A 26,077-nucleotide genomic window follows, 5' to 3' on the forward strand; every position below is an offset into this window, starting at 1 on the left:
GGTCACGCCTGCGCGAGCTGCTCGCGCAGGCGATCCAGGTACGGGCGCTGGCCCGCGCCGAGCTTGTCGCGCGCGGTGGTGAGATCGAACCAGTCGGCGCGGTCGATCTCCGGAAAGGTGGCCTGCTTCCCGGAGCGAGGCGGCCATTCCATCTCGAAGGTGCCCGGCACCATGTCGGTGAGATCGAGGTCGGCCTCGACGGCCCAGACGGTGAGGGTCTTCTTGCCTCGGCCGCTGCTGTAGCGCACGTCGCCGAGCGCGATCCACTCGCCCGGTGGCACGAAAAGCCCTAGCTCCTCGTGGAATTCGCGGCTCGCGGCGGCCCTGGCGTCCTCCAGCTCCGGCTCGTACTCGCCCTTCGGGATGGACCACGCGCCGTTGTCCTTGCGCGCGAAGAACGGGCCACCCATGTGCCCGAGCAACACCTCGATCGTCTCGTCGTTCGTCCGCCGGAACAGCAGCACGCCGGCACTGGTCTTATCCGTCACCCTCGCAGTCTGCCCGCACCTGCCCGTCGCATGACACCCGGCGCCCGCGCATGTCGGCGCACGCCTGGCGCAGGCGGGCGGCGCGCAGGGTGAGATAGCGGTGTTCGGGGACACTATGCGTGCGGTCCGCGGCGGCGAGGTAGGCGGCGATCGCGGCCTCGGGATCGCCTGCCATCTCGTGCAAATGGGCGCGGACGGCGTCGAGCCGGTGGCTGCCTGCGAGGCGGTCGCCGAGGGTGTCGACCAGGGCGAGACCAGCGTCGGGGCCCTGCACCATCGCCAGCGCGACCGCTCGATTCAAAGTCACCACCGGGTTGTCCGAGAGCCGGTCCAACAGGTCGTACAGGGTGAGGATCTTGGCCCAGTCGGTGTCCTCGGCGGTCCGCGCCTGCGCGTGCAGTACCGCGATGGCCGCTTGGATCTGGTACGGCCCACCGAGCCCCGCGGTCAGCGTGCCGGTCGTCAGCGTGACGCCCTCGACGATCTGCGCGCGGTCCCACAGCGCCCGGTTCTGTTCGGCCAGCGGGATCAGTTCGCCGTGCGCGCCGGTGCGGGCCGCGCGCCGGGCATCGGTCAGCAGCATCAACCCGAGCAGGCCGGTGACCTCGGTATCCGTCGGTAGCAGCCGATGCACCATGCGGGCCAGCCGGATCGCCTCACCGGAAAGGTCCGTGCGGTGCAGTTCCGGACCCGACGTGCTGGTATTGCCCTCGTTGAAGATCAGATACAGCACGTGCAACACCGCGGCGAGCCGCTCGCGCCACTGCGCCGAATCCGGGTCCGCCGTCGCCGCGAACGGCCGGTCCAGTGTCGCCAGCTTCGCCTTGGCGCGCGTGATCCGTTGCGCCATCGTCGTTTCCGGTAGCAGGAAGGCCCGCGCGATCTCCGCCGTGCGCAATCCGCCGACCGCGCGCAGCGTCAGCGCCACCGCGCTGGCGCTCGACAGCGCCGGATGGCAGCAGAGCAGGAACATGGCCAGCGTGTCGTCCTGGTCGATCGGCCTGGCATCGATCACGTCGCGGTCGAATGCCGTTGTCTCCCTGCGTCGCCGGGCTACCTCGGCGCGCACCGCGTCGGCCATCCGGCGCTGTGCCACCTGGATCAGCCAGCCGCGCGGATTATCCGGAAGACCCTCGACGGGCCACTGCGTCGCGGCGGCGACCATGGCCTCCTGCAGCGCGTCCTCCGCGGTATCGAAATCGCCGAAACGGCGGACCAGCGCACCGAGGACCTGTGGCGCCAACTCGCGCAACAGGTCCTCGGCCCTCGCCGGGAGCGGTGTGTCGTCGGGCACCGCTCGCCGGTTGGTCACTGCTGGGTGGCCGGAGCGTGCATGACCGGTCGCACCTCGATGTATTCGCCGATCGGTTTACCACCCGGACCCGGGGCCGCCGAGGCTTGCGCGGCGATCTCGTAGGCTCGTTCCGGGCTTTCCACATCCACGATCCAGTACCCGGCCAAGAACTCTTTCGTCTCCGGGAACGGTCCGTCGGTCACCATCGGCGCGCTGCGGCCGTCGGAGCTGACGATGCGGGCTTCGGACGGACCGGCGAGCCCCTGCGCGTCTACCAGCTCACCCGACTTGGCCAGTTGCTCGCCGAGGGCGCGCTGAAAGTCTATGTGCGCCTGGATCTCTTCGGGGGACCACTCGTTGATCGGTGTGTCGCAGTGGGCGGCGGAGCCGTAGGTCTTCAGCAGCATGTATTTCATCAGCGGGTCCGTATCACAGTGGTTTCGAGGTGTCGGCGAGCGCGTCCGGGTCGACCGGTGCGCCGTCCAGGATCAATTCCTTGATGCGATCTGTCACGTCCCAGACGTTGACATTCATGCCCGCGAGGACGCGATTGTCCGCGTCCAGCCAGAACGCGACGAACTCGCGGCCCGCGACATCGCCGCGGGTGACCACCCGTGCGTAGTCGCCGGGCGCGGCGAAGCCGGTGTACTCCATGCCAAGGTCGTACTGGTCGGTGAAGAAGTAGGGCAGCCGGTCGTAGCTCGCCTGCTTGCCGAGCATGGTCGCGGCCGCGACGGCGGGCTGATTGAGCGCGTTCGCCCAGTGCTCGACTCGAATTCGGCGGCCGAGCACCGGATGCTGCTGCGCGGCGATGTCGCCGACCGCGACGATGTCCGGGTCGCTGGTGCGCAGGTGTTCGTCGACGAGCACGCCGCCGTCGACCGCGAGCCCGGCGGCCCGCGCCAACTCGATGTTCGGGCTGGCGCCCACCGCCACCAGCACCGCTTCGGCCTCGATGACGCTGCCGTCGCCGAGTCGCACGCCCGTGGCCAGATCGGTCGCGATGCCCTCGGTGGTGGTGATCGCGCTGACCTGCGCGCCGAGCCGCAGGTCGACCCCGTGCGCACGATGTAGGTCGGCGAACACCGCGCCCATCTCCGGGCCGAGCGCGCCGAGCAGCGGTTGCTCCGCGCTCTCGACGACGGTCACCGAGACGCCGGCACCGCGGGCCGCGGCCGCGACCTCGAGGCCGATCCAGCCCGCCCCGATGATCACGATGCGTTGCGTGGCGCCGGCGAAGAGCTCGATCAACGTGTCGGAGTCGTCGATGGTGCGCAGCGTGTACACATTGGGCGCGTCGGCGCCGGGCAGGGACAGGGTGCGCGGTGTCGATCCGGTGGCGAGGGCCAGCTTGTCGTAGGCGACGGAGGAGCCGTCCGGCAGCGTGACGGTCTTCGCGGCCGGGTCCAGGCCGGTCACCGTGGTGCCGAGGCGCAGATCGACATTGTGGTCGCGGTACCACTGGGCCGGATCGACGGTGAATTCGGCGAGCGCCTTCTTGCCGAGCAGGTGTTCCTTGGACAGCGGTGGTCGCTCGTACGGCAGGTGCCGCTCCGCGCCGAGTACGGTCAGTGGCCCAGGAAAATCGTTGGCGCGCAATGCTTCCGCCAGCTTCGCCGCGGCGAGCCCGCCGCCGACGATGACATAACGCTGCCCCGAACTCATAGCGGACTCCTTGTCGAGAGGAAACCGGACTCCTGCGGCTCAACCCTAACCGGGCGGTGCGGGCCGTGGCGGAAAACGCCGCCGCGGACGGGAACGAATCGGCGCCCGCCGTGGTTGCTGGGTATAGCGGTTGGGGGGACACCGCCCCGACGAGCATGCGATTCGAGAGGACCCGCCGTGAGTGACAATGGCTCCACGAAAGATGTTGCCGACTTCTGGTTCGACCCGTTGTGCCCCTGGTGCTGGATCACCTCCCGCTGGATTCTCGAGGTCGAGCAGGTCCGCGACATCGAGGCGCGATTCCACGTGATGAGCCTGTCGGTGCTGAACGAGAACAAAGAGGGCCTGCCCGAGCAGTACAAGGAACTGCTTGCCACCGGCTGGGGGCCGGTGCGCGTCGCCATCGCCGCCGCCCAGGAGCACGGCGAGAAGGTGCTGTTGCCGCTCTACACGGCGATGGGCAGCCGGATCCACGACCGCCGCGCCGAATACGAACGGGACTCGCGCGCCGAATCGCTGGCCGCGGTGATCGCCGACGCGCTGGCCGAGGTCGGCCTGCCCGCCGAGCTGGCCAAGGCCGCCGAGAGCACCGACTACGACGAGGCTCTGCGCAAGAGCCACCACGCGGGCATGGACAAGGTCGGCCCGGATGTCGGCACCCCGACCATCCACATCAACGGCACCGCGTTCTTCGGTCCGGTGCTGTCGCGGATCCCGCGTGGCGAGCAGGCGGGCAAGCTGTGGGACGCGGCGGTGACGCTGGCCGACTACCCGCACTTCTTCGAACTCAAGCGCACCCGCGACGAGGATCCCGCGTTCGACTGAGCGAACAGCAACGGGTGCCGCGGGACAGTGCCGCGGCACCCGTTCGCTATTGGACCGGCTTCGGTGGGAACGCCGGAGTCTGACCGTACGAATTCGGATACGCGGGCGGCGCGCCGGTCCAGGCCGGCGGGCTCGGCCGGAACCAGAGCTTGCCGTGCCTGCTGCGGTCCCGCAGCGCCCACATCCGCCAGGTCAGCACTGGATGCGAGGACATGGCGTTGACCACCCAGACGAAGAAGCCCTTCTCCGAGGCGGCCCGATCGGCCATCTCGTCGAAGCCGACCAGCGTGTTCAGATACTTGCCCGCGGCCAGCGTGCCCATCGCGGCGGGCGCGCCGGTGTGCCGGTTGCAGTAGCCGTGGTTGTCGGCGGTGTACTCCTGCGCGCGGATCAGCGAGTTGCCCAGCAGCGGCAGGAACGGGACGAGGAACATGCCGAGCTGGCGCCAGTAGGACGTGTGGCCCGCCGCGATGTGCCCGACCTCGTGCCCGATGATGAACGCGAGCGCGTCGGGTTCACGCGCCGCGCCGCCGATCTCGAACAGGTCGCTGTACACCGCGACATAGCGGCGGAACCCGTGCCCGCTGGCGAACGCGTTGATCTGACCGTTGCCGAGCACCACGTAGGCGTCGGGCACCTTGGTCATGCCGAACCGGGCGGCGGCCTCGGCGACCATCCGGTAACCCTCGGGGAACTGGGTCGGCGACATGCGCACCCCGTTGACCCGCTGGGTCGAGTAGGCGAGGCCGCGACCGAGCCACAGCAGCAGCGGTGCGGAGACCAACAGCAGCACGTACTCGTTGTCACTGCCGGTCACCAGCAGCAGCACCGCGATCGCATACGCGATCACGGTCAGCGTGACGATCACGATGAGCATCGGGATCTCCCAGCTGTGCCTGGCCGGCATGCCGAACGGCGAGAGGCCACGCGGTTGCTGCTGGGGCGGCGGTGGCGGAGGTACCGGCGCGCCGGGATACGCGCCGTAGAGTGCCGGCGGCGGCGGGGAGCCGTAGGGCGCGTTCGGTACCTGCGCCCACCCGGCCGAGGCATACGGGTCGGCCTGCTGGCCCGTCTGTGGGGGCTGGGGATCGTGCGGCTGCATGAAGTGAACTCTATTCAGTTGCTGGGAACCGGTGGTGCCGCGGCGGCGTGCGGACCTCGGTCCGCCGCGCGCACGGCGTATCTCTCGATTCGCGGCAGCCGCCCCCGGCGTTAATCGAGGCGCCTGACAGAATGCCTGCCATGCGCGTATACCTCGGTGCCGACCATGCCGGTTTCGAACTCAAGAATCTTGTCAAGGACCATCTGGAAAAGGCGGGCCACGAGGTGGTCGACTGCGGCGCGCTCGAGTACGACGCGCTCGACGACTACCCGGCCTTCTGCATCGAAGCGGCCCGCCGCACCGTCGCCGACCCCGGCAGCCTCGGGCTGGTCTTCGGTGGCAGCGGCAACGGCGAGCAGATCGCCGCGAACAAGGTGCCCGGCGCCCGCTGCGCCCTGACCTGGAGCGTGGAGACCGCCAAGCTGGCCCGCCAGCACAACAACGCTCAGCTGGCCGGCATCGGCGGCCGCATGCACTCCACCGAAGAGGCGCTCGCCATCGTGGACGCCTTCATCACGACCCCGTGGTCGGAAGAGGAGCGCCACCAGCGTCGCATCGACATCCTGGCCGAGTACGAGAAGTCCGGCGACGCACCGGCGGTCCCCGCGTACTGACGCAGACCGGCTGTGCCTGAAGGACATACGCTGCACCGACTCGCGAAGCTGCACCAGCGGCGGCTCGCGGGCGGTGTGGTGCGCGTATCGAGCCCGCAGGGCAAGTTCGCCGCCGGTGCCGCCCAGGTGGACGGGCACCTGCTGACCAAGGCCGAGGCGTGGGGCAAACACCTGTTGCACCACTACGATTCGGGCCTGGTCGTGCACGTGCACCTCGGGTTGTACGGCAAGTTCTACGATTTCGAGCTGCCGATGGGGGAGCCGGTCGGGCAGGTGCGCATGCGCATGCTCGGCGCACCCGACGGGCAGCCCGGCTTCGGCACCGACCTGCGCGGCCCCACCGCGTGCGAAGTACTGCTGCCGCCGGAGGTTTCGGCGCTGACCGACCGGCTCGGCCCCGACCCGCTGCGGCGCGGTGCCGACCCCGAGCGCGCGTTCGCCCGGCTGCACCGTTCGCAGCGCCCGATCGGCGCGCTGCTGATGGACCAGAAGGTGGTCGCCGGGGTAGGCAACGTCTACCGGGCGGAACTGCTGTTCCGCCACAACATTTCGCCGTTCCGGCCGGGAGCCACGCTCTCAGCGGCCGAGTGGGACGCGATGTGGGTCGACCTGGTCGCGTTGATGAAGGTGGGTGTGCGCGTCGGCAAGATGATCGTCGTGCGCCCCGAAGACGATCACGGGGAGCCCTCCTACGCCCCCGACCGCCCCCGCACCTACGTCTACCGTCGCCAGGGCGCCCCCTGCCGCCACTGCGGCACCCCCATCGCCCACGCCGTCATGGAAGCCCGAAACCTCTTCTGGTGCCCCACCTGCCAACTTCGTTGAACTGTCTGGTGAGGGTATGGCTCCCTCTACTACCGTGAGTATGGCGGTATACTGGCGGTATGTCCGATATGACCACCATAAAAGTACCCAAGGCGGTCCGAGATCGCCTGCTCGAGGTCGCCGCATCGAAAGGGCTGACGTTGGGCCAGGCGCTCGATCATCTACTCGGCGAGGTCGGTGTACGGCCGAAGCCGACAGTGGGGGGTTATCGCAGCCAGCGGCCGCTTTCGGCCGAGGAGATCGATCGAGAACTCGGCGCGGGTTTCGGGGCCTAGATGACGATAATTGTCGACACGAGCGCAATCCTCGCTTTGTTCGACGAGGCGTACGCCGAACATCGGAAACTCGCGCAAATCATCGCTGAAGCCAATGAGCGACTTGTGGTTTCACCGATGGTTGTCGCGGAGGCGGACTACCTGCTCTACACCCGGCTCGGGTCCCGCGCGGCGCACGATTTCGCCTCCGATGTGGCCGGGGGCGCATATGACCTTGCGGCGTGGACATCCAACCATCATGCTGCGGCTCTGACCATTCTCGACCGATACAGCCAGGACTACATCGGGATCGCCGACGCCTCGAATGTGGTTATCGCCGATCGGGAACGCACCAACCGGATCATGACGCTCGACCAGCGCCATTTTCGGACGCTACGTCCATTGTGGGGTTTTGACAGCTTCGTTCTCTTGCCGTATGCCTCCTAGGCGAATAATTCCGGCCTGGTGGGCCTGGTGAAGGCGGACTTGCGACGCTGTCGTGCCCATGCTACTACGCGGGTACGTAGATGCCGTCTTTGGTGATACCCAGGTACTTGTCCACCCAGATCGGTGCGATCAAGGGGGCATCGGGCAGATCCTGGCCGGAACTCGCATCCAGCGAGACCGCCTGTTTCCTGTTGCCGCCAGTAGTTCCGTAAAGTATTCCATGGTATGCCCCGCTGATTTCGGGGGCTACCCGGCTGTTGTCGGAGGACAGTTGCCACGTCGTCCGGTTGGGGGAGCGGGTGTCGATCGAGATGATTCGTCCATTCGCGATCTTCTCCTGGCATGCGAGCGTTGTGAATTGATCGAATACACAATCCAGCCGGGGTTCAGGTCACCATTGGTTTTTGCTTTTTCGGTGTAGAGCGCTGTTCCGGAGGTAGGATCGAGGACACCATGCCCCTGCCGACATGGCCCGAAGGAATTTGTCCTTCTTCCACCGGATCTGCTTCGTTTGCCGATCTACCACCCACGTCGCCGCCAAGCCGTCGGCCCATCCACAAAAGTCGTCTCAGCTGCGGAAATTACGATTTCATCGTTCACTCCGACGATTCTGAGTTGGCTCATTGGTGACGAACCGATATCGACGATGCTGTTCCAGCGCGGGGTTCCAGACGCTGGGTCGACAGCGAAATCTCTAGAGATCGCTAGTCTCGCGCGGTTCCGCCGGCCTCGCGTACGCCGCCGAACGCGGTGATCAGCAGATCGCCGGATCGCATCGGAGCCGCTGGGCTCCAACCGCCGCCGGTGCCCCATCCCAATTGCGTGACAGCTGTGTCCTGGCTGTCCACTGCTGCTCGTCACCGGAAGGAGCGATAGCCGCGAGAATTCCTGCGCCGGAGGCGCAGTAGACGAGACCGTCGCCGAGCAGCGTGTCGCACAACTGTCCCTGCATCATCGCATGCTGCGAGCTGGTAGTGGTCGAGATCGGCACCGAGGGCGTCGACTGCTCGGCGCACCTGGACCAACCGCCGCAGGCCCGATTCGGTTCTCAACCTGGGTGTCTAGCGGCTTCGGTTGTGAAAGCTATTGCTGTGCACAATAACCGGCCTCGACCCGGCGGCGGCCTCGGCCCCGCTGCTTCGGTTGCCGAACTCAGTGTGGGCACAGGTGAGCACCTCGGCGCGTTACGTAGCAACACCCTGCCTGCTGGGTCAAGTCTTCGCTCTGGTGGAGCGACACGGCCGGGCTAACCGGCGACGGCCGTGTCGATCTCGGGTTCGTCGGCGAGGGCGAAGCGGCGGCCGCCTGCTGTTTTGGCGGAGTACATGGCGCGGTCGGCGCGGCGGAGCAGGTCGCTGAAGTCGCAGGGACTTCCCGGCGGACTGTAGGCGGTGCCGACGCTGGCCGAGACCGGGACCGGGCCCGCCGTCGACCAGACCGGGTCGCGCAGGGCGGCCACGATGCGATGGGCGAGGTCACCGAGGGTGTTGTGGGGCGGGTTCACCGCGAGCACGAACTCGTCGCCGCCGTAGCGGCAGATCACCGTGTCGGGCGGGCACACCTCGCGCAGCCGGTTGGCGAGCTCGACGAGTACCTCGTCGCCGATCGCGTGCCCGTAGCCGTCGTTGATCTGCTTGAAGCGGTCCAGGTCGATCAGCAGCAGGCCGACGCCGCGGTTCGGGTCGGTCGACATCGTCCGGACCCGGTCCTGCAGCAGGGTGCGGTTGGCGAGATCGGTGAGCGCGTCGTGGGTCGCCTCGTGCCGGAGTCGATGCTGCAGCGCCGCGATCTCCTGCACGCGCAACGACACCTTGGCGGACAGGTTCTGTTCCTGCTGTGCCAGCGCGCGCTCCTGCAGCGCCTGGGCGTAGCTGTCGATGGCCTGGCTCGCGACGAACGGCCAGCGGGTGGCGACCAGCGAACCGGGCGCGCCGGAGGGGAAGCCGAGCAGCCACCGGGTGGCCTGCGCGAGCATCCGGATGCGGTCGAACGGCGCCTCGGCGAGCCGGGCGCCGAGCATCCGCGCCTCGGGCACGGGGAACGGCTCGGACCTGGCCAGGGTGAGCAGCCGATCGACGATCTCGATCAGTACCGGTTCCAGCTGCTGCGGCGTCGTGCCGGAACCCGGCTCGGCGCACACCGCACGGGCCCAGGCGCGGGCCATCGCGGCGACGGGGGGCTCGATATCGATCGACATCGAACTCACCCGACGCAGGTAACGTCGGTGCCTTGCGGCACGCCGCCGGCACTGGTGCCGGTTTCACCCCGATCCTTCGCACTGCTACGCGGTTGGGTCCACCTCGCTCGGTGCACGCTCACCGCCCCCTTTCCAGATACCCCCGTCCGGCAAAAAGGATCCTAGCAAGCCACCCGGGATCGAAAAACGCTGTTTTACAACGTGTTCTCGATCCCTCGCGAATGGCGATCGGGTATGTGATCGCAGCCATCGCTCCGGCGTTACACCAGGATTTCGTTCGCTGTGAAGTCGCGCCAGGACGCGCTGGCGACACGCTGCCGCGCCACGCCGAACGAGTCGTCACGACTCCCCGCGATGCTTCGACGCCGTGTGGCCGGGCTGGTGCCCTGCCGGTCCATGTTTCGGACCTCGGCGCAGAAGTAGCCGGAGGAGTAGCCGAGGATGCGCGAGTCTTCGGCCCGTCAAGGGTGTTGGGCCGGATTTTCCTGCCAGCGGCACGCTCGGTGGTCGTCGGCACAGGGCAAGAATCTGCTGCCGCCGTTGCGGCGAGTCGTGATGTCCGCATGGGTGGCATCCTCTCCGCGACCGGTCGAGCGTGACAGATGGCCACCCCGTGGGCCACGGCTCCCCCCGACAGGAGTCGTCACGCGACCCATATGCTCCCCGTTTCCGGCCCGACACGCCCGAGTTTCAAGGAAGAGATCCCTTTTAATTTCATTTAGTTCTCGGGCCGCGCGCCGCGCGCTGACCGGGGCGAGTGTCGTGCCAGACTCCTACCGTTCGTTGCGACGACAGCCGGAACCGGCACCTGCGCGATCCCGCTGCGCGGGGGGCTGATTGGCATTTGGGAAGCCGGGTTCGGTACAGTCACAACGCACACGACATCGTGGCGATCCCATAGATGTCGTATGCCTGCGGGTGTAGTTCAATGGTAGAACCTCAGCCTTCCAAGCTGATGGTGCGGGTTCGATTCCCGTCACCCGCTCCACACAGGATTCGACCTCGGCGGCGGCCGTCTACCGCCGCGAGGAACACGGGGTGTAGCGCAGCTTGGTAGCGCATCCGCTTTGGGAGCGGAGGGTCGCAGGTTCAAATCCTGTCACCCCGACAAGTTTTCTTCGGTACGCGGCATCGGCCGTGCTGTCGGTGCCCCGCACCTTCTGAGTTGTGCTCGGGATGGCGCGGGGCGGCGGACAGGGTGCGTGCGTCAGGCCGGGATCGGGCCGGGGCGTCTGGCGTTGAGGGTGAAGGTCAGTTCGGTGCGGCGGGTGATCTCCAGTTTGCGGTAGACGCGGGTCAGGTGTTGTTCGACGGTGCTGGTGGTGATGGCAAGGGCGGCCGCGATCTCGCGGTTGCGTTTGCCGTGCGCGGCGAGCTCGGCGACCCGGCGTTCGGCGGGGCTGAGGGCGTCCACGCCGGTGGGGCTCGAGCTGAGCGCGGAGCCCGCGGTGGCGGGCTGGCGTTCGCCGAGTAGTTCGTGCAGCAGTGGGTCGGCACCGCAGGATTCGGCGAGGCGCACGGCCTCGCGCACGAGCATGCGTGACTTCTCGTGGTCGCCGACGCCGCGGTGCGCGGCGCCGAGATCGCCGAGGACCGTGGCGAGTTCGAGGTCGCAGCCTGCCGAGCGCGCGATGGCGGTGGCCTCGCGCAGCAACCGGACCCGCTGATAGCGGTCGGCGGTCGCGGCGAGCACGCGCAGCGAGACGCCGCCGGAACGATGCGCCGTCGCGCCGCCGAGCAGATCGAGATGGCGGGTGGCGAAGGCGCGGGCGTGCCGGTACTCGCCGAGGGCCAGGTGCGCGACGGCGACATCGTTGCGCCACGGCACCAGCCACGGAAAGTCCATCCGCCAGCGGCGCATCAGGTCGCCGCAGCGCCGGAAGGTGCGCAGCGCCTCGCGCGGCTGCCCCGCGGCGAGCTGGAAGTGGCCGTGCGCGTGCAGGTACGGCAGGCCGAAGCGCGATTCGAACAGGGCGCGCGGCACCGGTCTGCGCAATTGCGCCTCGGCCTCGGCCAACCGGCCCGCGGCCGTCAACGCGCGCACCCGCACCGCGATCGGGATGCCGACCCACACGCCGAGATGTTCGGCAGGCACATGATTGAGGGCGAGCGCGGCCTCGTTCGCCGCGGCGCGCGCATTGCCCTTGCGCAGCATGGTTTCCGCGCGCAAGCCTGCGAAGATCGCCTGCCAGGTAGGGGCTTTGCGCGCCTCGGACTCGGCGAGCAGCGAGTCACACCAGGCGGCCGCGGTATCGAGCCGGTCGGTATAGATCAGGCAATGCACCGCGGCGGCAAGGGTTTCCACGGTGGTGGAGGCGAGCCGGTGGCAGGTGAGCAGGCGCTGGGCGAGCGTGGTGGTGTCGTCGGCCGGATGGGTCGTGCACAACCGGGTCAACAATTCGGCGCCGAGCAGATGGGGCGGTCGTTGGTCGGGCGGCATCGGTCTTCGCGGCTCGGCCGCCTCGGCCGCGGGTTCGGGTAATCGGTCGTCGGCGGGTAGTCGGCCGTCGGCGAACAGGCCTTGATGGCGCGATACGTAGGGCGGATGGGTGAACCGCAGCCAGGCGCGCAAGAACTCGGCCTGTGGCGTCGGTTCGTCGCGCGGGCACGAACCGAGCTGTCCCAGCGCCTGATCCGCACGCTGGGTCTGCCCGTGCCAGAGCAGGAACATGACGGCGGCGGGCAATTGCGCGGCGGGCACCCGGCCGCCGCGCAGCGCGGCCCGCATCCGGCTGAAGTTGCGCGTCCGGTTCGACGGGCTGCTGCGCCAATCGACGCAGACCAGCCGGACCGCGAGCGCGCCACGGGCACTCGGCTCCCTGGTCGCGCGGTATGCCAGTTCCAACCGGTCGGCCGCCCGATCGATCTGATCGTTGGCCAGTGCCTCCTCCGCGGCGGCGAGTAGGACCCGTGCCGCCCACGGATAGTCCGCGACACCGGCCTCGACCAGCTGGTCGGCCACCGTCGCCGCGGGGAAACCCTTGCTGTGCAACAGCTCCGCCGCGCGGCAGCGGAGTTCCGGATGGGCGGGCGCGGGGATCTCGCGCGGCCGCCGCTCACCGGTGTCGAGATCGTCGACCAGCACCCGCGCCGACGGCCGAGCGGCGAGCCTGCGCACCACCGTGCGCACCGCCGTCTCGTCCACGGCGAGCAGTTCCGCGATCAGGCCGACGGTGCTGCACCCCCCGAGCACCGCCATGGCCTGGCCGATACTGGATTCCGCGATGGTCGACCACTGGGTGTTCTGTACCGACATCGGCCGTTGCATGCCCTAGTCCCTTCATCGATGAGTGTGCCCGACTGTGGAAGGGCACCATCGAAAAGAGCAGTTCGGTGCGCTGAAGATGCGGCGTCGTCGCAGCAGGGGCATGTCCGGATGCCCCGTTGGTCCAGCCGGTGCACACAGCCTAAGCTGCCTTGCCTGACCTGTCCCGGCATTGCGGCGACAAGGCCGCCGGAACGCCGGAGTCCGTAAGAAATCGTGGAAGATACCGGAAGTCAATGCCTTTCGGTTGCCGTGGCGGCGGCGCGGCCGGCCAATGCCGGTACCGGCTGCCGGTAGGGCAGACAGGCCGCCGAGGCATCGTCGGCGGCCAGGAACAGCACCGTCTCCGCGGTGGCGAGCACGCCCGACCGCTGCGCGTGCAGGTACGCGTGCACCGGCGCCGCGGAGTAGGGATCGCCGACCTCGGTGGGCACCCCGACAATTGATTGCGGTGCGAGCCCGAGGGTTTCGGCCAGGCGCACCCGGAAGCCGAGCCCGGGTGCGGGCGTGAGCAGCACGGCCCGGCCGGTGGCGAACGCGTCGCTGTCGATGCCCTCCTCGCTCACGCACGCGCGTACCGCGGCCGCCGCCAGCGAGATCGGGTCCGCGTCGCCGTGCCGCACGCGCATGGCCGAGCGTCCGTTCGCGCCTGCCTCACCGAGGTCGACCCACGCGGACGGCTGGAGGTCACCCTGGGCATGGCTGAGGTACAGGCGGCCGAATCCGGCCGCGAACGGTGTGCTTTCGAGCAGCAATGCGGCCGCGCCCGTGGTGTAGGGGAACCCGGCGACATAGCGCTGCCGGGATGGATGGGTATCGCCCCCCACGATCAGCGCGTACTCGACTTCGCCTGCGGTCAAGAAGCATTCGGCGGTCGTGACGGCGTGCAACAGGCCGGTGGCGCCGTGCATGAGGTCGAAGGAGAAGGCCGGGACGCGGCCCGGCGCGTAGGCGAGGCCGATGCCGATCCGCTTCTGGATGAGCGCCGAGACGGCGGGCTCGGAGATGTTGTCATCGCGAAAGACACCGGTGTTGATCAGCATGCCGACCTCGTCGACGGAGACGTCGGCCTGTTCGAGGCACGACATCGCCGCGCGGGTCGCCAGCTCGAAATAGCTGCCGGTGTCCAGATCGGTGTTCGTCGTCGCCGCGACGATAGTGGTCGCCATGATTCAGGCCTCCAGACGCGAGATGGTCGCGGCGAGATAACCGGAGACGATTCCGGAAGCCGCGGGGATCATCAGGATCTTCGAACCCTTCGGTATCCGCTGGCGCGCGAGATACTCGCGCAGCACCAGGAAATGTGAGGTCGATGCGGTATTTCCGAACTCCTGCAACACATTCAGCGCCTGCGGCATCGGGGTGCCGAAGTGTTGCTCGGTGAGCTGCCCGAGGTATTCGAGCGCGGGGGCGCTGAACTGGTGATGGATCCAGTAGTCGAATTTCTCGCTCTCCCATGACCTTCCGCTCTCCCGCAGGAACGTATCGATCCGTTCGATGCCCTGCCGGTAGCGCGACTCGTTCTGCATGGCGCGGTTGTCGGTGTAGAGCGCGATTCCCGCGGACTTGTCGCTCGGCATGCCGAGGCAGTGCTCGGCGCCCTCCGCGGTGGTCATCAGCTCGACGTAGTGGATCTCGTCGTGGTCGTCGCCCTGGTCGTCGAGAATCACCGCGACGGCCGCGTCGCCGACGGTCAGCGCGGCGAACTGCGGGTCGTACGGCTGGCAGATCTCGCGCATCGCGGTCTCGGCGATCGGGGTGATCTGCTCGCCGCTGACCACCATGCCGTTGCGCACCACCCCGGCCTTGATCATCCGATCCAGCACGAGCACGCCGGTCATCATCCCGGCGCACGCGTTGGACACGTCGAAGTGCCTGGCCGAGGTCGCGCCGACGGCGTTGCCGAGCATCAACGCGAATGACGGTGCGTAGCAGAAGATCTCCTTGCCCCGGGTGCGGGTGATCGAGGCGGAGATGATGATGTCCAGATCGCCTGCGGCGTAGTCGGAGTGGCGCAGGCAATCGTCGATCGCGCGCAACGCCAGCTCGAACGACGATTCGTAGCGGTCCGGATGGGAATCGTAGACCCGCCGGTTCTTGATGCCGGTGATCCGTTCCAGATCCAATGACCGCGGGACCGCGAGCCCGGAGATCAGTTCCTCGGTGGAACGGACAGTGGCCGGAGTGTACGAGCCGATGGACTCGAAACGCGTACGCTGCATTGTCCCTGCTTTCTACAACTCAGTCGGTGACAAACAATTTGTGTCGCTAGGACTTTCGACAACGTTGTCGGTGACTGTGTGGCATGCCTACGCGGTGGCGGCGACCAGGTTCGCGCTCACCGTGTAGAGCCGCTGGCCGAGCACTTCGTCCTGGGCCCGACGTGACGGCGTCTTGATGCGGTTGTGCTGGAAGTAGGCACCGCTCACCCCGGCCACTTCCGCGCCGGTGGCCAGATAGGCCAGCGCCTGCCCGCCCTCCTCGGCGGTGATCATGAACAGCCGCTTGGCGAGTGCGACCAGCGGCTGCCCGAACCATGGCATGGCATCCCAGATACCGGTGGCCACGGCGCCCGGGTGGAAGGCGTTCACCGTGACCCCGGTGCCCTCCAGTGTCCTGGCCAGCGCCCTTGCGTAGAGGATGTTCGCGAGTTTTGAACGGCTGTAAGCCTTTTCGCCTGTGTAGCCGTGCCGGAAGGCCAGATCGTCGAGATCGAGGCCCGCACCGAAGTGCAGGACGGAAGAGGTGAACACGATGCGCGACGGCGCGCTGCGCACCATCAGTTCGGTGAGCAGTTCGGTGAGCAGGAAGCCGCCGAGATGATTGACGGCGAAGGTCTTTTCGACTCCCTCCTTGGTCAGGGTGTGGTCCTTCTGATAGCCACCCGCGTTGTTGGCGAGCACGTCGAGCCGGTCGTAGCGGGACAGCACCGCCTCGGCGAGCCCGCGCACCGAGTCCTGCTCGCCGAAGTCGCATTCGAGGGTGTCGACCCCGCCGGCGCCGGCGGCGCGGACCTCGGCCGCCGCCGCATCGAGCCTGCGCGGATTTCGCCCGACCAGCACCAGTCGATCGCCCCCTGTCGCGATCTGCCGTGCTGCCGCGAGTCCGATACCCGAAGTGGCCCCCGTGATCAGGATCGTCTTCATAGCCGATCACCCTGCCACACGCGCCGGTGCGGAAAGGCCTTCGTGACCGGCGGTTATCCGCAACCGTGTGTATCGCGAAAGATGCTGCCCCGGAACAACATCAGCGATATCGCGCAGGTCGACAGAGTGAGGTGTCGGCACCTGCGGCGCTGGGTATTCCAGCTGCGCCCGGTCGTCGGCGGGGCCGATAGGGGGTGATAGGGGTTCGGCATATCCGCCTGTCGCGACATACAGTACAATCGTACTAAGAACGCTCGTACTGTTAACGAGGAGGGTTCGTATGTGGGATCCGAAGAAGTATCTCGACTTCGCCGATCACCGAGCACGCCCGTTCTTCGAGCTGATCGGGCGGATCGACGCCGAAAAGCCGCGCCGCGTGGTCGATCTCGGATGCGGACCGGGCAACCTCACCGCGATGCTCGCGCAACGCTGGCCGGATGCGCGACTGGCGGCGTTCGACTCCTCGCCGGAGATGGTGGCCGACGCGCGCGAGCGGGGGATCGACGCGCAGGTGCTCGACGTGCACGACTGGCAGCCGGACGAGGAAACCGACGTGGTCGTCTGTAACGCTGTCCTGCAATGGATTCCGGACCATCTGGCATTGCTCGCCGAATGGTTGCCTCGGCTGCCGCGGGACGCCTGGTTCGCCATGCAGGTCCCCGGCAACTTCGACGCGCCGTCGCATCGGGAGATCCGGGCGCTGGCCGACGAGGCGCGCTGGCGGTCCCGGCTCGCCGACGCGATGTTGCGCGGTGTCGACTCGGTGCCTGAGCCGTCCGGTTATGCGGCGGTGCTCAGTACCGATGACACCGTCGCCGACATCTGGGAGACCACCTACTACCAGCGCCTGCAGGGGCCCGACCCGGTGCTCGAGTGGGTCACCGGCACGGCGCTGCGGCCGATCCGGGCCGTCCTGGACGAGCAGGACTGGCGCGAATTCCGGACCGAGCTGGCCGCGCGCCTGCGCGTCGCCTATCCGGTCGGCCCCGACGGCACCACTTGGTTCCCGTTCCGTCGCCTTTTCGCGGTGGTGCACAAAGCGGCTTGACCGAGAATCCCGTCGACGATCCGGCGCGCCCGGGGGATTGCCGCCGTTTCGCCGACGCGTAGCGCGGTGTTGGTGGCGCACAGCACGGAATCGATCTGGAAGGCGGCGAGCTCCGCGTCGAGATCGGCGAGTTCTCCCGCCGTGATCGCTTGCCGCAGTTCGTGTTCGAGTACGCGCATCCAGGCGCGCCGGTCGCGCAGCAGCGCGTCGAGCACGGGGCCCGGCCTGCTGTCCTGCTCTGGCACGGCGGCCATCCAGAAGCAACCGCCGGTGAACAGCGGCGCCTCGATGTAGGACAGCCAGTAATCGATCAGCGTCCGCAGCCGGGGCAGGCCGTGCGGTGCGGACCGGGCAGGCTCGACCACCGCTTCGATGAACAGGTCACGCGCATGGTCGATCGCGGCGAGTTGCAATGCCTCCTTGGTTTTGAAGAGCGTCTGGATGCCCGCCTTGCTCAGGCCGGACTCGGTGGCGAGCCTGCCGAAGCTCAGCCCGTCGAGACCGTCGAGCGAGACGAGGTCGACCGCGTGCCGCAACACCGTCTCGCGCGTCCGCGCTCCGCGCAGCAGGCGTTTGTCGGTGATCTCGGCGGGCCGGCGCCGGAGCAACGCGGAGTCGGGGCCAATTTCCATACGGTCGATCGTACTCAGGCTGGCGTAAATCGGTCACCCGCCGAGAATCGGTGCAGCGCCGGGTGGGTCAGCCCGCCGCCTGTCGCGTGGCCGGCGTGCTGCCCGCAGACCTGCCGAGAAGCGCGGCGCGGCGGGCAAGGGCGGCCAGCGTCGGGAGCCGTGCGTCGCCCAGCGTCATCCCCGAGTAGCCGAGGTGATTGGTCACGAAGGCGACGGAAACGCCGGCGCCGGGTACGGCGATCGCCCCCGAGCCGCCGACGCCGAAGTGCCCCAGCGCCTCTCGGGTCAGTCGGGTGCCGACGATGCCGCGGTGGTAGCCGAGCGCCCAGTGCGGTGGTGCGCCGAGCACGTAGTCGAAGCGACTGTTCGCCGGCATCCGCGCGATCATCGCGGTGGTCTCCGGTCGCAGCAGGCGGCGGGTGCCGACCACACCGTCGTTGGCGATCGCGCCGTACATCCTGGCCAGTGATCGCGCCGTGAAAACCCCGCCCCAGCTGGGCATCACGGCGTCGTAGGGCCGCTGGCCGATGCTCATGTCCGCCCAGCCGTCGTAGATCGCGCTGCGCGCGGACCGTACTCTGCGCACCGCGCCGAGCGGTGCGATCAGCTGGTCCACCGGGACCAGGCCGATGCTGAGCCGAGGGGCCAGCGTGGCGAGCCGGTGCCGCTCGCTTCGTGGCACCCCGAACCAGAAGTCGTTGTCGCCCAGCGGTTCCGCCAGCTCGGTATGCACGACGTCGGTGAACGAGCGGCCGGTGGCGCGCTGGATCAGCTCGGCCACCAGGGTGCCGAAGGTGAGCCCGTGATAGCCGGAGGCGCGCAGCCGCAACGGATCCGGCGCGGACGCGGCGAGCGCCGCGGCCAGGCGGTCGTGATCGAGCAGCGCCTCGTCGTCCAGCGGGTTGCCTTCGCTGTCGACCAGACCCCGGATGCGCTGCAGGCCCGCGCGATGGTTCAGCAGGTCGCGCACGGTGATGGCGTCCTTGCCCCGCGCCGCGAACTCGGGCCAGTAGGTGGCCACCGGTGTGTCGAGATCGAGCACACCGCGTTCGATAAGCCGATGCGCGACCGTCGCGGTAACGCCCTTGCCGGTCGAGTACGTCAGCGCCATGGTGTCGCCGCGCCACCGCCGATCGGCGTCCGCCCAACCCGCCCAGACGTCCAGGACGGGCTCGCCGTCGAGATAGACCGCGAGCGCGCCGCCACCCTGTCGCCTGCGCCGGAACATGGCGAAGAACTTGGCGGCGACGGCCGTGAAGCGGTCGTCGACCAGCATGCGGCCGGTGCTCGATGCGCCGTCCTGGGTCGCTGCGGGCATGGTCAGACTCCCTTGTCCAGTACGCCGGGCGGTCCGCTGTGTAACAGTTGCAAGCGGTCCGCTAACTCGCACGGTAACGCGTTTCAATTGCCGCGTGCAAGGGGGTCGGCATCCGGACGAGAGGGTCGGTGACCCGCGACCGGCGCCCAGGACAGGACGTCACAATCGCGGGTCGACCGGCTCGGACTCCAGCGCCAGCACGGCGAACACGGCCTCGTGCACCCGCCACAGCGGCTCGCCCGCGGCCAGGCGATCGAGCGCCTCGAGCCCGAGCGCGTACTCGCGCAACGCCATCGAACGCTTGCGGCCGAGGCCTCGCGCGCGCAGCCTGCGCAGGTTGTCCTCGCGCAGGTACTCCGGCCCGTAGATGATCCGGAGGTATTCCGGTCCACGGCATTTCACACCCGGCTGGACCAGTCTGCCGGCGTCCGCCTGCGCGTCGCCGCCGCGCGGGCCACGGGCCAGCGCCTGGCGCGGTTTGACCACCATGCCCTCACCGCCCGCCGCGGTGAGCTCGATCCACCACGCGGTCGCGGCGGCGGTGCTGCGCTCGTCGGTCAGGTCGACGAACACGCGTCCGGTCGGTGCGCACAGCTCTGGATCGGCGGCGACGAGCCGGTCGATCCGCTCCAGGTGCCAATCATGCTCGCGCACCGCATGGTTCGCGCCCTCGGCGGCGAGGATCTGGAAGGGCGCGAGCCGCAGGCCCGCCATGCCGTCCACCGGCCAGCAATACCGGCCGTAGGCGGCGGTGAAGGCCGCTGCGTCGGCGCGTCGGGCGTCGGTGCGCCGCGCCAGCTCGTCGACGTCCAGGCCGCGAGCGCCTACCGCGGACAGCACGTCGCCCGCGGCGCCGAGCGCGGCCCTGGCCGCCGCGCCGACCGCCGCGTACTGCGCGCGCAGCAGCCCGATCGCCTTCGCCGACCACGGCATGAGCTCGGTGTCGAGCAACAACCACTCGCTGTCCAGCTCCGCGAAGAGCCCGGCCTGCTCGGCGGCCGCCCTGACCCGCGCGAGCACGGCCTCGGTGTGGCCGCGATCGTCGAAGAACGGACGCCCGGTGCGGGTGTAGATCACGCCGGTGCCGCCGTCGTCGACGCCGAAGCGGTCGCGCGCCGCCCGTGCCGAACGAGCCACCAGGACCACCGCCCGCGAGCCCATGTGCTTCTCCTCGCACACCAGCCGCTCGACGCCCGCCGCGCGGAAGTACGCGAAGGCCTGGTCCGGGTGCTCCAGGTAGCCGTCCAACTCGGCGGTCGCGCACGGCGCCATCGTCGGCGGCAGGTACACCAGCCACCGCGGGTCGAGCGCGAACCGGCTCATCACCTCCAGTGCGGCACCGGCGTTCTCCTCCTGTACGCCGACCCGGCCGTGGTGGCGGGTCTGCACGACCCGTCTGCCGGTCACGTCCGCGAGGTCGAGCACGCCGGGATCGCGGTGCACCACGCCCTCTGCGGTGCTGATCGTGGTGGCCCGCAACGGACGCACCGGCTCGTACCAAACCTGTTCCGCGGCGACCGAAACCGGCTCGCGCTCGGGGTAGCGCAGCGCCGAGAGCCTGCCGCCGAACACCACGCCGGTGTCCAGGCACAGCGTGTTGTTCACCCACTGCAGGTCGAGCACCGGTGTGTGGCCGTACAGCACGGTGGCCGTGCCGCGGTAGTCGTTGGCCCACGGGTAGCGCACCGGCAAACCGTATTCGTCTGTCTCGCCGGTGGTTTCGCCGTACATGGCGAAGGAGCGCACCCGGCCGGAGGCGCGGCCGTGGTACTCCTGCTTCAGTCCGGCGTGCGCGACGACGAGCTTGCCGCCGTCGAGCACATAGTGGCTGACCAGCCCGCGGCAGAACTCGTGCGCGGCCTTGCGGAAGACCTCGTCCTCGGCGTCGAGCTGTGCCAGCGACTCGGCCAGGCCGTGCGCGACGCGCACCTGCTTGCCGTCGAGGGCGCGCACCAGCTTGTGCTCGTGGTTACCGGTGACGCACAGGGCCGTTCCGGCGGCCACCATGCCCATCACCAGCCGGAGCACGCCCGGTGTGTCCGGCCCCCGGTCGACCAGGTCGCCGACGAATACCGCGGTGCGGCCCGCGGGGTGGTGAGCGCCGACCGCGCGGCCGCTGTCGTCGCGGTCGATGAGATAGCCGAGTTCGCCGAGGAGCGTTTCCAATTCGGCACGGCAGCCGTGCACGTCGCCGATCACGTCGAACGGGCCGGTGAGTTCGCGCCTGTCGTTCCACGCCTTCTCGTCGACGATCGTCGCGGCCTCGATCTCGGCGACGCCGCGCAACACGTGGACCTTGCGGAAGCCCTCCCGCTCCAGCCCGCGCAGGCTGCGCCGGAGCTCGCGCTGCTGCCGGACGACCACGTGCGCGCCGAGGCCTGCCCGGTCCGGACGCTTCGAATTGCGTTCCAGGCACACCGAATCCGGTACGTCGAGCACGATGGCCACCGGCAGCACGTCGTTGGCGCGCGCCACCGCGATGAGCTCCTGTCGCGAGCGGGCCTGGACGTTCGTCGCGTCGATCACGGTGCGCAGGCCACGGCGCAGCCGGACGCCGGCGATGTGGTGCAGCAGGGCGAAGGCCGCCGCGGAGGCCGACTGGTCGTTCTCGTCGTCGCTGACGACGCCGCGGCAGGCGTCCGAGGAGACGATCGCGGTCGAGCGGAAGTGCTTGCGCGCGAAGGTCGATTTGCCCGAGCCAGTGCTGCCGATCAACACCACCAGCGAGAGTTCGGGCACCGAGAGTTCCGCCATCACGCCGCCCCTTCCTGTGCCGATTGCGTGAAGACCGCCATCTGGGTCGGCGCACCCACCTCGGGGTCGAGCGGGCCGATCGGGACGAACCGCACGGCGTAGCCGTGCCGGGCCGCGACCCGCGCCGCCCACGCCTCGAATTCCGCGCGGGTCCATTCGAATCGATGGTCGGCGTGCCGGAACTGACCGGCGGGCAGGGTTTCGTAGCGCACGTTGAACTCGGCGTTGGGCGTCGTCACGAGCACCGTCCGCGGTGCGGCGGCGGCGAACACCGCGTGCTCGAGCGCGCCGAGCCGGGGCGGATCGACGTGTTCGATGACCTCCATGAGCACCGCCGCGTCGTAGCCGCGCAGCTCGGCATCGGTGTAGGTGAGCGCGCCCTGCCGCAGGGTCAGGCGCGCGGCGACCCGCTCGGGCAGCCGATCCAGCCGCAGGCGGCGCTCGGCGATGTGCAGCGCGCGCATCGAGACGTCGACACCGACGATCTCGGTGAACGTCTTGTCCGCCAGCAACTCCCGCACCAGCGCCCCCTCGCCGCAACCCAAATCGAGCACCCGGCTCGCCCCGACCTCGTGCAACGCGGCCAGCACCGCCGCCCGCCGCGCGACCGCCAACGACGGTGCGGGCAAGGCGGTTTCGTCCCGAACGCCGGAACCCGACCTCACCGGATCGGCCTGCACAGCGTCGCCCTGCGCCGGGCCGGACTGCGCCGGAACGGAGCAGTCTGAATCAGCCTGTTCCGCATCGCATTGCGTTGCCTCGGCCGCTTCGGTGCCTTCCTCCGCCACGTTCTCGACCGCGTCGAGTTCCTCCGGCTCCACCCCGTCCACCTCGGCGAGGCGGGCCAGTGCGGCGCGGACGAGGGACTGTCGGCGGGCCAGGTAGCGGCGGGTGATCCAGGCGCGCTCCGGGTGCTCGGCGAGCCAACTCTCGCCCGTGCGGATCAGCTTGTCGACCTCGTCGGCGGCCACCCAGTAGTGCTTGGCCCCGTCGAGTACCGGCAGTAGTACGTAGAGGTGTGCGAGGGCATCGGCCAATCGCGCGGTGCCGGTCAGGGCGAGGCGCAGGTGGTGCGAATCGCCCCAGTCGGGGAAGGCCGGATCCAACGGCAGGGGAGTCGCGTCCACCGTCCAGCCCAGCGGCACGAACATCCGCTCCGCCGCCGCGGCACCGCCCTTGCACGGCACCGCGGGCAGCTCGAGCCGCAGCGGCAGCGCGGTCTGCGCCAGTTCCGGCCGCAGCGTGCAGCGGCCGTGCAGTGCGGTGCGGAATACCGCGCCGATGGCCACCGACAACAGCGACGAGGCCGCATAGGGCCGGTCGTTGACGTACTGGCCGAGGCTGAAGTCCGGCGTGCCGCGCGAACGTCCGCGCACCAGTCGGATCGGGTCGATCTCCAGCAGCAGGGCCGCCGTGCACCGGTCGGCCGTTGCCTCCGGATACACCACGTGCGCCGTGCCGTACGACTGTTCGAAGGCCTGCACCCGGTCGGGGTTCTTGTGCAGCAAGAACCCGAGGTCGGTCGCCGGCCATGCGGCGCCGTCCGGTCGGGTGCAGGTGATCGTCAACAGCATCCAGCGATCGTCACCCAGTCGACAGAGCCCGCGCAAGGAAGTTTCCGCCCGGTGGCAGTGCCTGGCAGCCTGGTCACGGCGCCGGGTACGGCCAACTCCAGTCGGCGACCTCGGGGATGTCCGCCCCGTGCTCGCGCGTCCAGGCCCGCGCCGTCCAGCGTGCGTCGACCATCTCCTGCCGCAGCCCGGCTGCTCGCTCGCCCAGGCTCGGTACCCGATCGATCACGTCCATCACCAGGTGATAGCGGTCCAGGTCGTTGAGCATCACCATGTCGAACGGCGTCGTCGTGGTGCCGCGCTCCTTGTAGCCGCGCACGTGCAGCCCGTCGTGGTTGGTGCGCCGATAGGTGAGCCGGTGGATCAGCCACGGGTAACCGTGGAAGGCGAAGATCACCGGCCGGTCGTGGGTGAACAGGGTGTCGAACTCGCTGTCGGGCAGGCCGTGCGGGTGCTCGTCCTGCGGTTGCAGCCGCATCAGGTCGACCACGTTCACCACGCGAATGCGCAACTCCGGCAACCGTTCCCGCAGAATCGCCGCCGCCGCGAGGGTTTCCAGGGTCGGCACGTCGCCCGCGCAGGCGAGCACCACGTCCGGAACGGTGCCGAGCTCGTCGTTGTGGCTCGCCCAGTCCCAGATGCCGATGCCGCGGGCACAGTGCTCGGCCGCGTCGTGCACCGAAAGCCAGTCCGCCTGCGGCTGTTTGCCCGCGACCACCACGTTGACGTAGTGCCGGGAACGCAGGCAGTGGTCGTAGGTGGACAGCAGCGTGTTGGCGTCCGGCGGCAGATAGACGCGCACGATCGAGGGCTTCTTGTTGAGCACCACGTCGAGGAAGCCGGGGTCCTGGTGGGTGAACCCGTTGTGGTCTTGTCGCCAGACATGCGAGGAGAGAAGGTAATTCAGGCTCGCGATGGGGCGTCGCCATGGCACCGCCGCGCTCGCGTCCAGCCATTTGGCGTGCTGGTTGAACATCGCGTCGACGATGTGGATGAACGCCTCGTAGCAGGTGAACACCCCGTGCCTGCCGGTGAGCAGGTAACCCTCCAGCAATCCCTGGCACATGTGTTCGGACAGCACCTCGATCACCCGGCCAGCGCGGTCGAGTTTCTCGTCGTGGCTACCGATTTCGGCCTGCCAGTTGCGTCCGGTCACCTCGAGCACGTCCTGTAGACGGTTGCTGGCCAGCTCGTCGGGCGCGAAGGTGAGGAAGTTGTCCGGGTTGGCCCTGGTGACCTCACGTAACCAACCGCCGAGCACCCTGGTCGCCTCGTGCGACGTGCCACCGGGCGCGCTCACCTCGACCCCGAACTCGCGCCAGTCCGGCAGGTTCAGATCGCGAATCAGCATGCCGCCGTTGGCGATCGGGTTCGCACTCAGCCGCTGCTCGCCCTCGGGTACCTGATCGAGCAGCTCAGAGACCGGCCTGCCGTGGTCGTCGAACAGCTCCTCCGGCCGATACGAGCGCAGCCATTGTTCCAGTACCGCACGATGATCGGCGTTCGAACGGGCGCCGGGCAGCGGCACCTGGTGGGCACGGAACGTGCCCTCCACGGGGTCGCCGTCGACCACCGGGGGACAGGTCCAGCCCTTGGGTGTGCGCAATACGATCATCGGCCAGATCGGCCTGCCGCCGTCGGTGTCGCCGCGGGCGGCCCGCTGGATCTGGGCGATGCGTTCCATACAGGTGTCCACCGCCGCGGCCATCGCCTGATGCACCGCCGCCGGGTCGCTTCCGGCGACCACGATCGGGTCGTAGCCGTACCCGCGCAGCAGCGAGACCAGCTCGGTCTCCGGAATGCGCGCCAGGATGGTCGGATTCGCGATCTTGTACTCGTTCAGCGCCAGAATCGGCAGCACCGCGCCGTCGCGCGCCGGATTGACGAACTTGTTGGCATGCCAGCTGGTCGCCAGCGGGCCGGTTTCCGCCTCGCCGTCGCCGATCACGCAGAACACGGTGAGATCCGGGTGGTCCAGCGCGGCGCCGTAGGCGTGCAGCAGCGAGTAACCGAGTTCACCGCCCTCGTGGAACGAGCCAGGCGTCTCCGGCGCGCAATGACTCGGCACCCCACCGGGAAAGGAGAACTGGGCGAAGAGCGCGGCCATGCCGGACTCGTCGCGCGGAATATGGCTGTACAGCTCCGAATACGTGCCCTCCAGCCAGGCGCACGCGTTCGGGCCGGGCCCGCCGTGGCCGGGGCCCGCCACGAAGACCGCGTTCAAGCCCCGCTGCCGGATCGCCCGATTGGCGTGCACCCACACCAGGTTCAAACCGGGCACGGTGCCGAAGTGGCCGAGCAACCGCGGCTTGACGTGTTCCTCGCGCAGTGGCTCGCGCAGCAGCGGATTCGCCATCAGATAGATCTGGCCGACCGCCAGATAGTTCGCCGCCCGCCACCACGCGTCGATCGAGGCGAGCTCGTCGCGCTCGAGTGGCCCATCGACCGACGCCAGCCGATAGGGCCGCGGTGCGATCGTCTGCCCGCCGGTGCTGCCGATGTTGTCGGCGGCGGTGTCACCGCCGGCGCTCGCCATGTGGGTCATACGCCGCCTCCTCGTGTTCGCCGGACCTCGGTAGCCGCGATACCCACCAGGACGGTGTGCACAAGTCCGCACGGAGAATTCACGGCC

General features: G+C 68.9%; 21 protein-coding genes and 2 tRNA genes. 8 read left to right on the top strand and 15 right to left on the bottom strand.

What is annotated here, in order from left to right; genetic code table 11:
• Positions 1 to 2: 2 nt before the first annotated feature.
• Genes F5X71_RS08645 through F5X71_RS08660 form a run of 4 tightly spaced genes read right to left on the bottom strand, consistent with a single transcriptional unit; the run spans position 3 to position 3,447 of the window.
• Positions 3 to 488, bottom strand: a complete 486-nt coding sequence (locus tag F5X71_RS08645) for an NUDIX domain-containing protein (RefSeq protein ID WP_167461474.1) — start codon at positions 486 to 488, stop codon at positions 3 to 5.
• Positions 478 to 1,800 (bottom strand): RNA polymerase sigma factor, encoded by a 1,323-nt coding sequence (locus tag F5X71_RS08650; protein WP_167461475.1) that lies wholly within the window; start codon positions 1,798 to 1,800, stop codon positions 478 to 480. The genes F5X71_RS08645 and F5X71_RS08650 overlap by 11 nt, the downstream gene beginning before the upstream one ends.
• On the bottom strand, positions 1,797 to 2,198 hold the full coding sequence (locus tag F5X71_RS08655; RefSeq protein WP_167461476.1) for a YciI family protein: 402 nt from the start codon (positions 2,196 to 2,198) through the stop codon (positions 1,797 to 1,799). The genes F5X71_RS08650 and F5X71_RS08655 overlap by 4 nt, the downstream gene beginning before the upstream one ends.
• 13 nt (positions 2,199 to 2,211) lie before the next feature.
• A complete protein-coding gene (locus F5X71_RS08660) occupies positions 2,212 to 3,447 on the bottom strand; it encodes an NAD(P)/FAD-dependent oxidoreductase (protein WP_167461477.1) in 1,236 nt (411 codons plus the stop codon).
• A gap of 177 nt (positions 3,448 to 3,624) precedes the next feature.
• Between F5X71_RS08660 and F5X71_RS08665 the strand changes: the two genes are divergently transcribed.
• Positions 3,625 to 4,272 (top strand): DsbA family protein, encoded by a 648-nt coding sequence (locus F5X71_RS08665; RefSeq protein ID WP_167461478.1) that lies wholly within the window; start codon positions 3,625 to 3,627, stop codon positions 4,270 to 4,272.
• A 46-nt stretch (positions 4,273 to 4,318) separates the two neighbouring features.
• Here the strand turns inward: F5X71_RS08665 and F5X71_RS08670 are convergent, their stop codons facing one another.
• Entirely contained in the window at positions 4,319 to 5,374 is a 1,056-nt protein-coding gene (locus F5X71_RS08670; protein ID WP_167461479.1) for a M48 family metallopeptidase, read from the bottom strand.
• Between the two features lie 140 nt (positions 5,375 to 5,514).
• On the opposite strand from F5X71_RS08670, the gene F5X71_RS08675 reads away from it, so the two are divergent.
• From F5X71_RS08675 to F5X71_RS08690, 4 genes are read left to right on the top strand one after another with little or no spacing between them, the layout of a single operon-like run.
• Positions 5,515 to 5,988 carry a ribose-5-phosphate isomerase gene (locus F5X71_RS08675; protein WP_167461480.1) on the top strand — a complete coding sequence of 158 codons (474 nt, stop codon included), beginning with the start codon at positions 5,515 to 5,517 and terminating at the stop codon, positions 5,986 to 5,988.
• A 12-nt stretch (positions 5,989 to 6,000) separates the two neighbouring features.
• Complete coding sequence (locus tag F5X71_RS08680; RefSeq protein ID WP_167461481.1) at positions 6,001 to 6,813, top strand: Fpg/Nei family DNA glycosylase; 813 nt, start codon at positions 6,001 to 6,003, stop codon at positions 6,811 to 6,813.
• Positions 6,814 to 6,872: 59 nt separating this feature from the next.
• On the top strand, positions 6,873 to 7,088 hold the full coding sequence (locus F5X71_RS08685; RefSeq protein WP_167461482.1) for a hypothetical protein: 216 nt from the start codon (positions 6,873 to 6,875) through the stop codon (positions 7,086 to 7,088).
• Entirely contained in the window at positions 7,089 to 7,514 is a 426-nt protein-coding gene (locus tag F5X71_RS08690) for a PIN domain-containing protein (RefSeq protein ID WP_167461483.1), read from the top strand. It begins immediately after the preceding gene.
• Between the two features lie 1,246 nt (positions 7,515 to 8,760).
• Here the strand turns inward: F5X71_RS08690 and F5X71_RS08695 are convergent.
• Positions 8,761 to 9,711: a GGDEF domain-containing protein gene (locus F5X71_RS08695; RefSeq protein ID WP_167466316.1), complete on the bottom strand. Its 951-nt coding sequence runs from the start codon at positions 9,709 to 9,711 to the stop codon at positions 8,761 to 8,763.
• Between the two features lie 914 nt (positions 9,712 to 10,625).
• Here F5X71_RS08695 and F5X71_RS08700 point away from each other — a divergent pair.
• Together F5X71_RS08700 and F5X71_RS08705 are read left to right on the top strand one after the other, a co-directional pair.
• A tRNA-Gly gene (locus tag F5X71_RS08700) sits at positions 10,626 to 10,699 on the top strand.
• Between the two features lie 46 nt (positions 10,700 to 10,745).
• Positions 10,746 to 10,819, top strand: a tRNA-Pro gene (locus tag F5X71_RS08705).
• Positions 10,820 to 10,918: 99 nt separating this feature from the next.
• Here F5X71_RS08705 and F5X71_RS08710 read toward each other — a convergent pair.
• From F5X71_RS08710 to F5X71_RS08725, 4 genes are all read right to left on the bottom strand, one after another.
• Positions 10,919 to 12,967: a helix-turn-helix transcriptional regulator gene (locus F5X71_RS08710; protein ID WP_167461484.1), complete on the bottom strand. Its 2,049-nt coding sequence runs from the start codon at positions 12,965 to 12,967 to the stop codon at positions 10,919 to 10,921.
• Positions 12,968 to 13,209: 242 nt separating this feature from the next.
• Positions 13,210 to 14,145 (bottom strand): hypothetical protein, encoded by a 936-nt coding sequence (locus F5X71_RS08715; RefSeq protein WP_167461485.1) that lies wholly within the window; start codon positions 14,143 to 14,145, stop codon positions 13,210 to 13,212.
• A 3-nt stretch (positions 14,146 to 14,148) separates the two neighbouring features.
• Positions 14,149 to 15,198, bottom strand: coding sequence for a 3-oxoacyl-ACP synthase III family protein (locus F5X71_RS08720; RefSeq protein WP_167461486.1), 1,050 nt, complete (start codon positions 15,196 to 15,198; stop codon positions 14,149 to 14,151).
• A gap of 87 nt (positions 15,199 to 15,285) precedes the next feature.
• The gene (locus F5X71_RS08725) at positions 15,286 to 16,122 is read right to left on the bottom strand and encodes an SDR family NAD(P)-dependent oxidoreductase (RefSeq protein WP_167461487.1); all 837 of its coding nucleotides are present in this window, start codon (positions 16,120 to 16,122) and stop codon (positions 15,286 to 15,288) included.
• A gap of 280 nt (positions 16,123 to 16,402) precedes the next feature.
• On the opposite strand from F5X71_RS08725, the gene F5X71_RS08730 reads away from it, so the two are divergent.
• Complete coding sequence (locus F5X71_RS08730) at positions 16,403 to 17,170, top strand: trans-aconitate 2-methyltransferase (RefSeq protein WP_167461488.1); 768 nt, start codon at positions 16,403 to 16,405, stop codon at positions 17,168 to 17,170.
• On the opposite strand, the gene F5X71_RS08735 is transcribed toward F5X71_RS08730, so the two are convergent.
• The 5 genes from F5X71_RS08735 to F5X71_RS08755 form a co-directional block, all read right to left on the bottom strand.
• On the bottom strand, positions 17,095 to 17,802 hold the full coding sequence (locus F5X71_RS08735; protein ID WP_167461489.1) for a TetR/AcrR family transcriptional regulator: 708 nt from the start codon (positions 17,800 to 17,802) through the stop codon (positions 17,095 to 17,097). The two genes, F5X71_RS08730 and F5X71_RS08735, sit on opposite strands and share 76 nt — an antisense overlap.
• A gap of 67 nt (positions 17,803 to 17,869) precedes the next feature.
• Complete coding sequence (locus F5X71_RS08740) at positions 17,870 to 19,120, bottom strand: serine hydrolase domain-containing protein (RefSeq protein WP_167461490.1); 1,251 nt, start codon at positions 19,118 to 19,120, stop codon at positions 17,870 to 17,872.
• Between the two features lie 159 nt (positions 19,121 to 19,279).
• Entirely contained in the window at positions 19,280 to 21,874 is a 2,595-nt protein-coding gene (locus tag F5X71_RS08745; protein ID WP_167461491.1) for a polynucleotide kinase-phosphatase, read from the bottom strand.
• Complete coding sequence (locus tag F5X71_RS08750; RefSeq protein ID WP_167461492.1) at positions 21,874 to 23,448, bottom strand: 3' terminal RNA ribose 2'-O-methyltransferase Hen1; 1,575 nt, start codon at positions 23,446 to 23,448, stop codon at positions 21,874 to 21,876. Before F5X71_RS08750 ends, F5X71_RS08745 begins: the two co-directional genes overlap by 1 nt.
• Before the next feature lie 73 nt (positions 23,449 to 23,521).
• A complete protein-coding gene (locus F5X71_RS08755) occupies positions 23,522 to 25,990 on the bottom strand; it encodes a phosphoketolase family protein (protein WP_203218276.1) in 2,469 nt (822 codons plus the stop codon).
• Positions 25,991 to 26,077 lie beyond the last annotated feature (87 nt).

Origin of the sequence: Nocardia brasiliensis (assembly GCF_011801125.1) — a bacterium.
Lineage (GTDB): Bacteria > Actinomycetota > Actinomycetes > Mycobacteriales > Mycobacteriaceae > Nocardia > Nocardia brasiliensis_C.

Bases quoted from the DNA above. Each gene is read 5' to 3' on its own strand.
- F5X71_RS08670 (WP_167461479.1), bottom strand. From the start codon at position 5,374: ATGCAGCCGCACGATCCCCAGCCCCCACAGACGGGCCAGCAGGCCGAC.
- F5X71_RS08730 (WP_167461488.1), top strand. From the start codon at position 16,403: ATGTGGGATCCGAAGAAGTATCTCGACTTCGCCGATCACCGAGCACGC.
- F5X71_RS08735 (WP_167461489.1), bottom strand. From the start codon at position 17,802: ATGGAAATTGGCCCCGACTCCGCGTTGCTCCGGCGCCGGCCCGCCGAG.
- F5X71_RS08750 (WP_167461492.1), bottom strand. From the start codon at position 23,448: ATGCTGTTGACGATCACCTGCACCCGACCGGACGGCGCCGCATGGCCG.
- F5X71_RS08660 (WP_167461477.1), bottom strand. From the start codon at position 3,447: ATGAGTTCGGGGCAGCGTTATGTCATCGTCGGCGGCGGGCTCGCCGCG.
- F5X71_RS08710 (WP_167461484.1), bottom strand. From the start codon at position 12,967: ATGTCGGTACAGAACACCCAGTGGTCGACCATCGCGGAATCCAGTATC.
- F5X71_RS08715 (WP_167461485.1), bottom strand. From the start codon at position 14,145: ATGGCGACCACTATCGTCGCGGCGACGACGAACACCGATCTGGACACC.
- F5X71_RS08755 (WP_203218276.1), bottom strand. From the start codon at position 25,990: ATGACCCACATGGCGAGCGCCGGCGGTGACACCGCCGCCGACAACATC.
- F5X71_RS08675 (WP_167461480.1), top strand. From the start codon at position 5,515: ATGCGCGTATACCTCGGTGCCGACCATGCCGGTTTCGAACTCAAGAAT.
- F5X71_RS08740 (WP_167461490.1), bottom strand. From the start codon at position 19,120: ATGCCCGCAGCGACCCAGGACGGCGCATCGAGCACCGGCCGCATGCTG.
- F5X71_RS08725 (WP_167461487.1), bottom strand. From the start codon at position 16,122: ATGAAGACGATCCTGATCACGGGGGCCACTTCGGGTATCGGACTCGCG.
- F5X71_RS08690 (WP_167461483.1), top strand. From the start codon at position 7,089: ATGACGATAATTGTCGACACGAGCGCAATCCTCGCTTTGTTCGACGAG.
- F5X71_RS08695 (WP_167466316.1), bottom strand. From the start codon at position 9,711: ATGTCGATCGATATCGAGCCCCCCGTCGCCGCGATGGCCCGCGCCTGG.
- F5X71_RS08655 (WP_167461476.1), bottom strand. From the start codon at position 2,198: ATGAAATACATGCTGCTGAAGACCTACGGCTCCGCCGCCCACTGCGAC.
- F5X71_RS08685 (WP_167461482.1), top strand. From the start codon at position 6,873: ATGTCCGATATGACCACCATAAAAGTACCCAAGGCGGTCCGAGATCGC.
- F5X71_RS08720 (WP_167461486.1), bottom strand. From the start codon at position 15,198: ATGCAGCGTACGCGTTTCGAGTCCATCGGCTCGTACACTCCGGCCACT.
- F5X71_RS08745 (WP_167461491.1), bottom strand. From the start codon at position 21,874: ATGGCGGAACTCTCGGTGCCCGAACTCTCGCTGGTGGTGTTGATCGGC.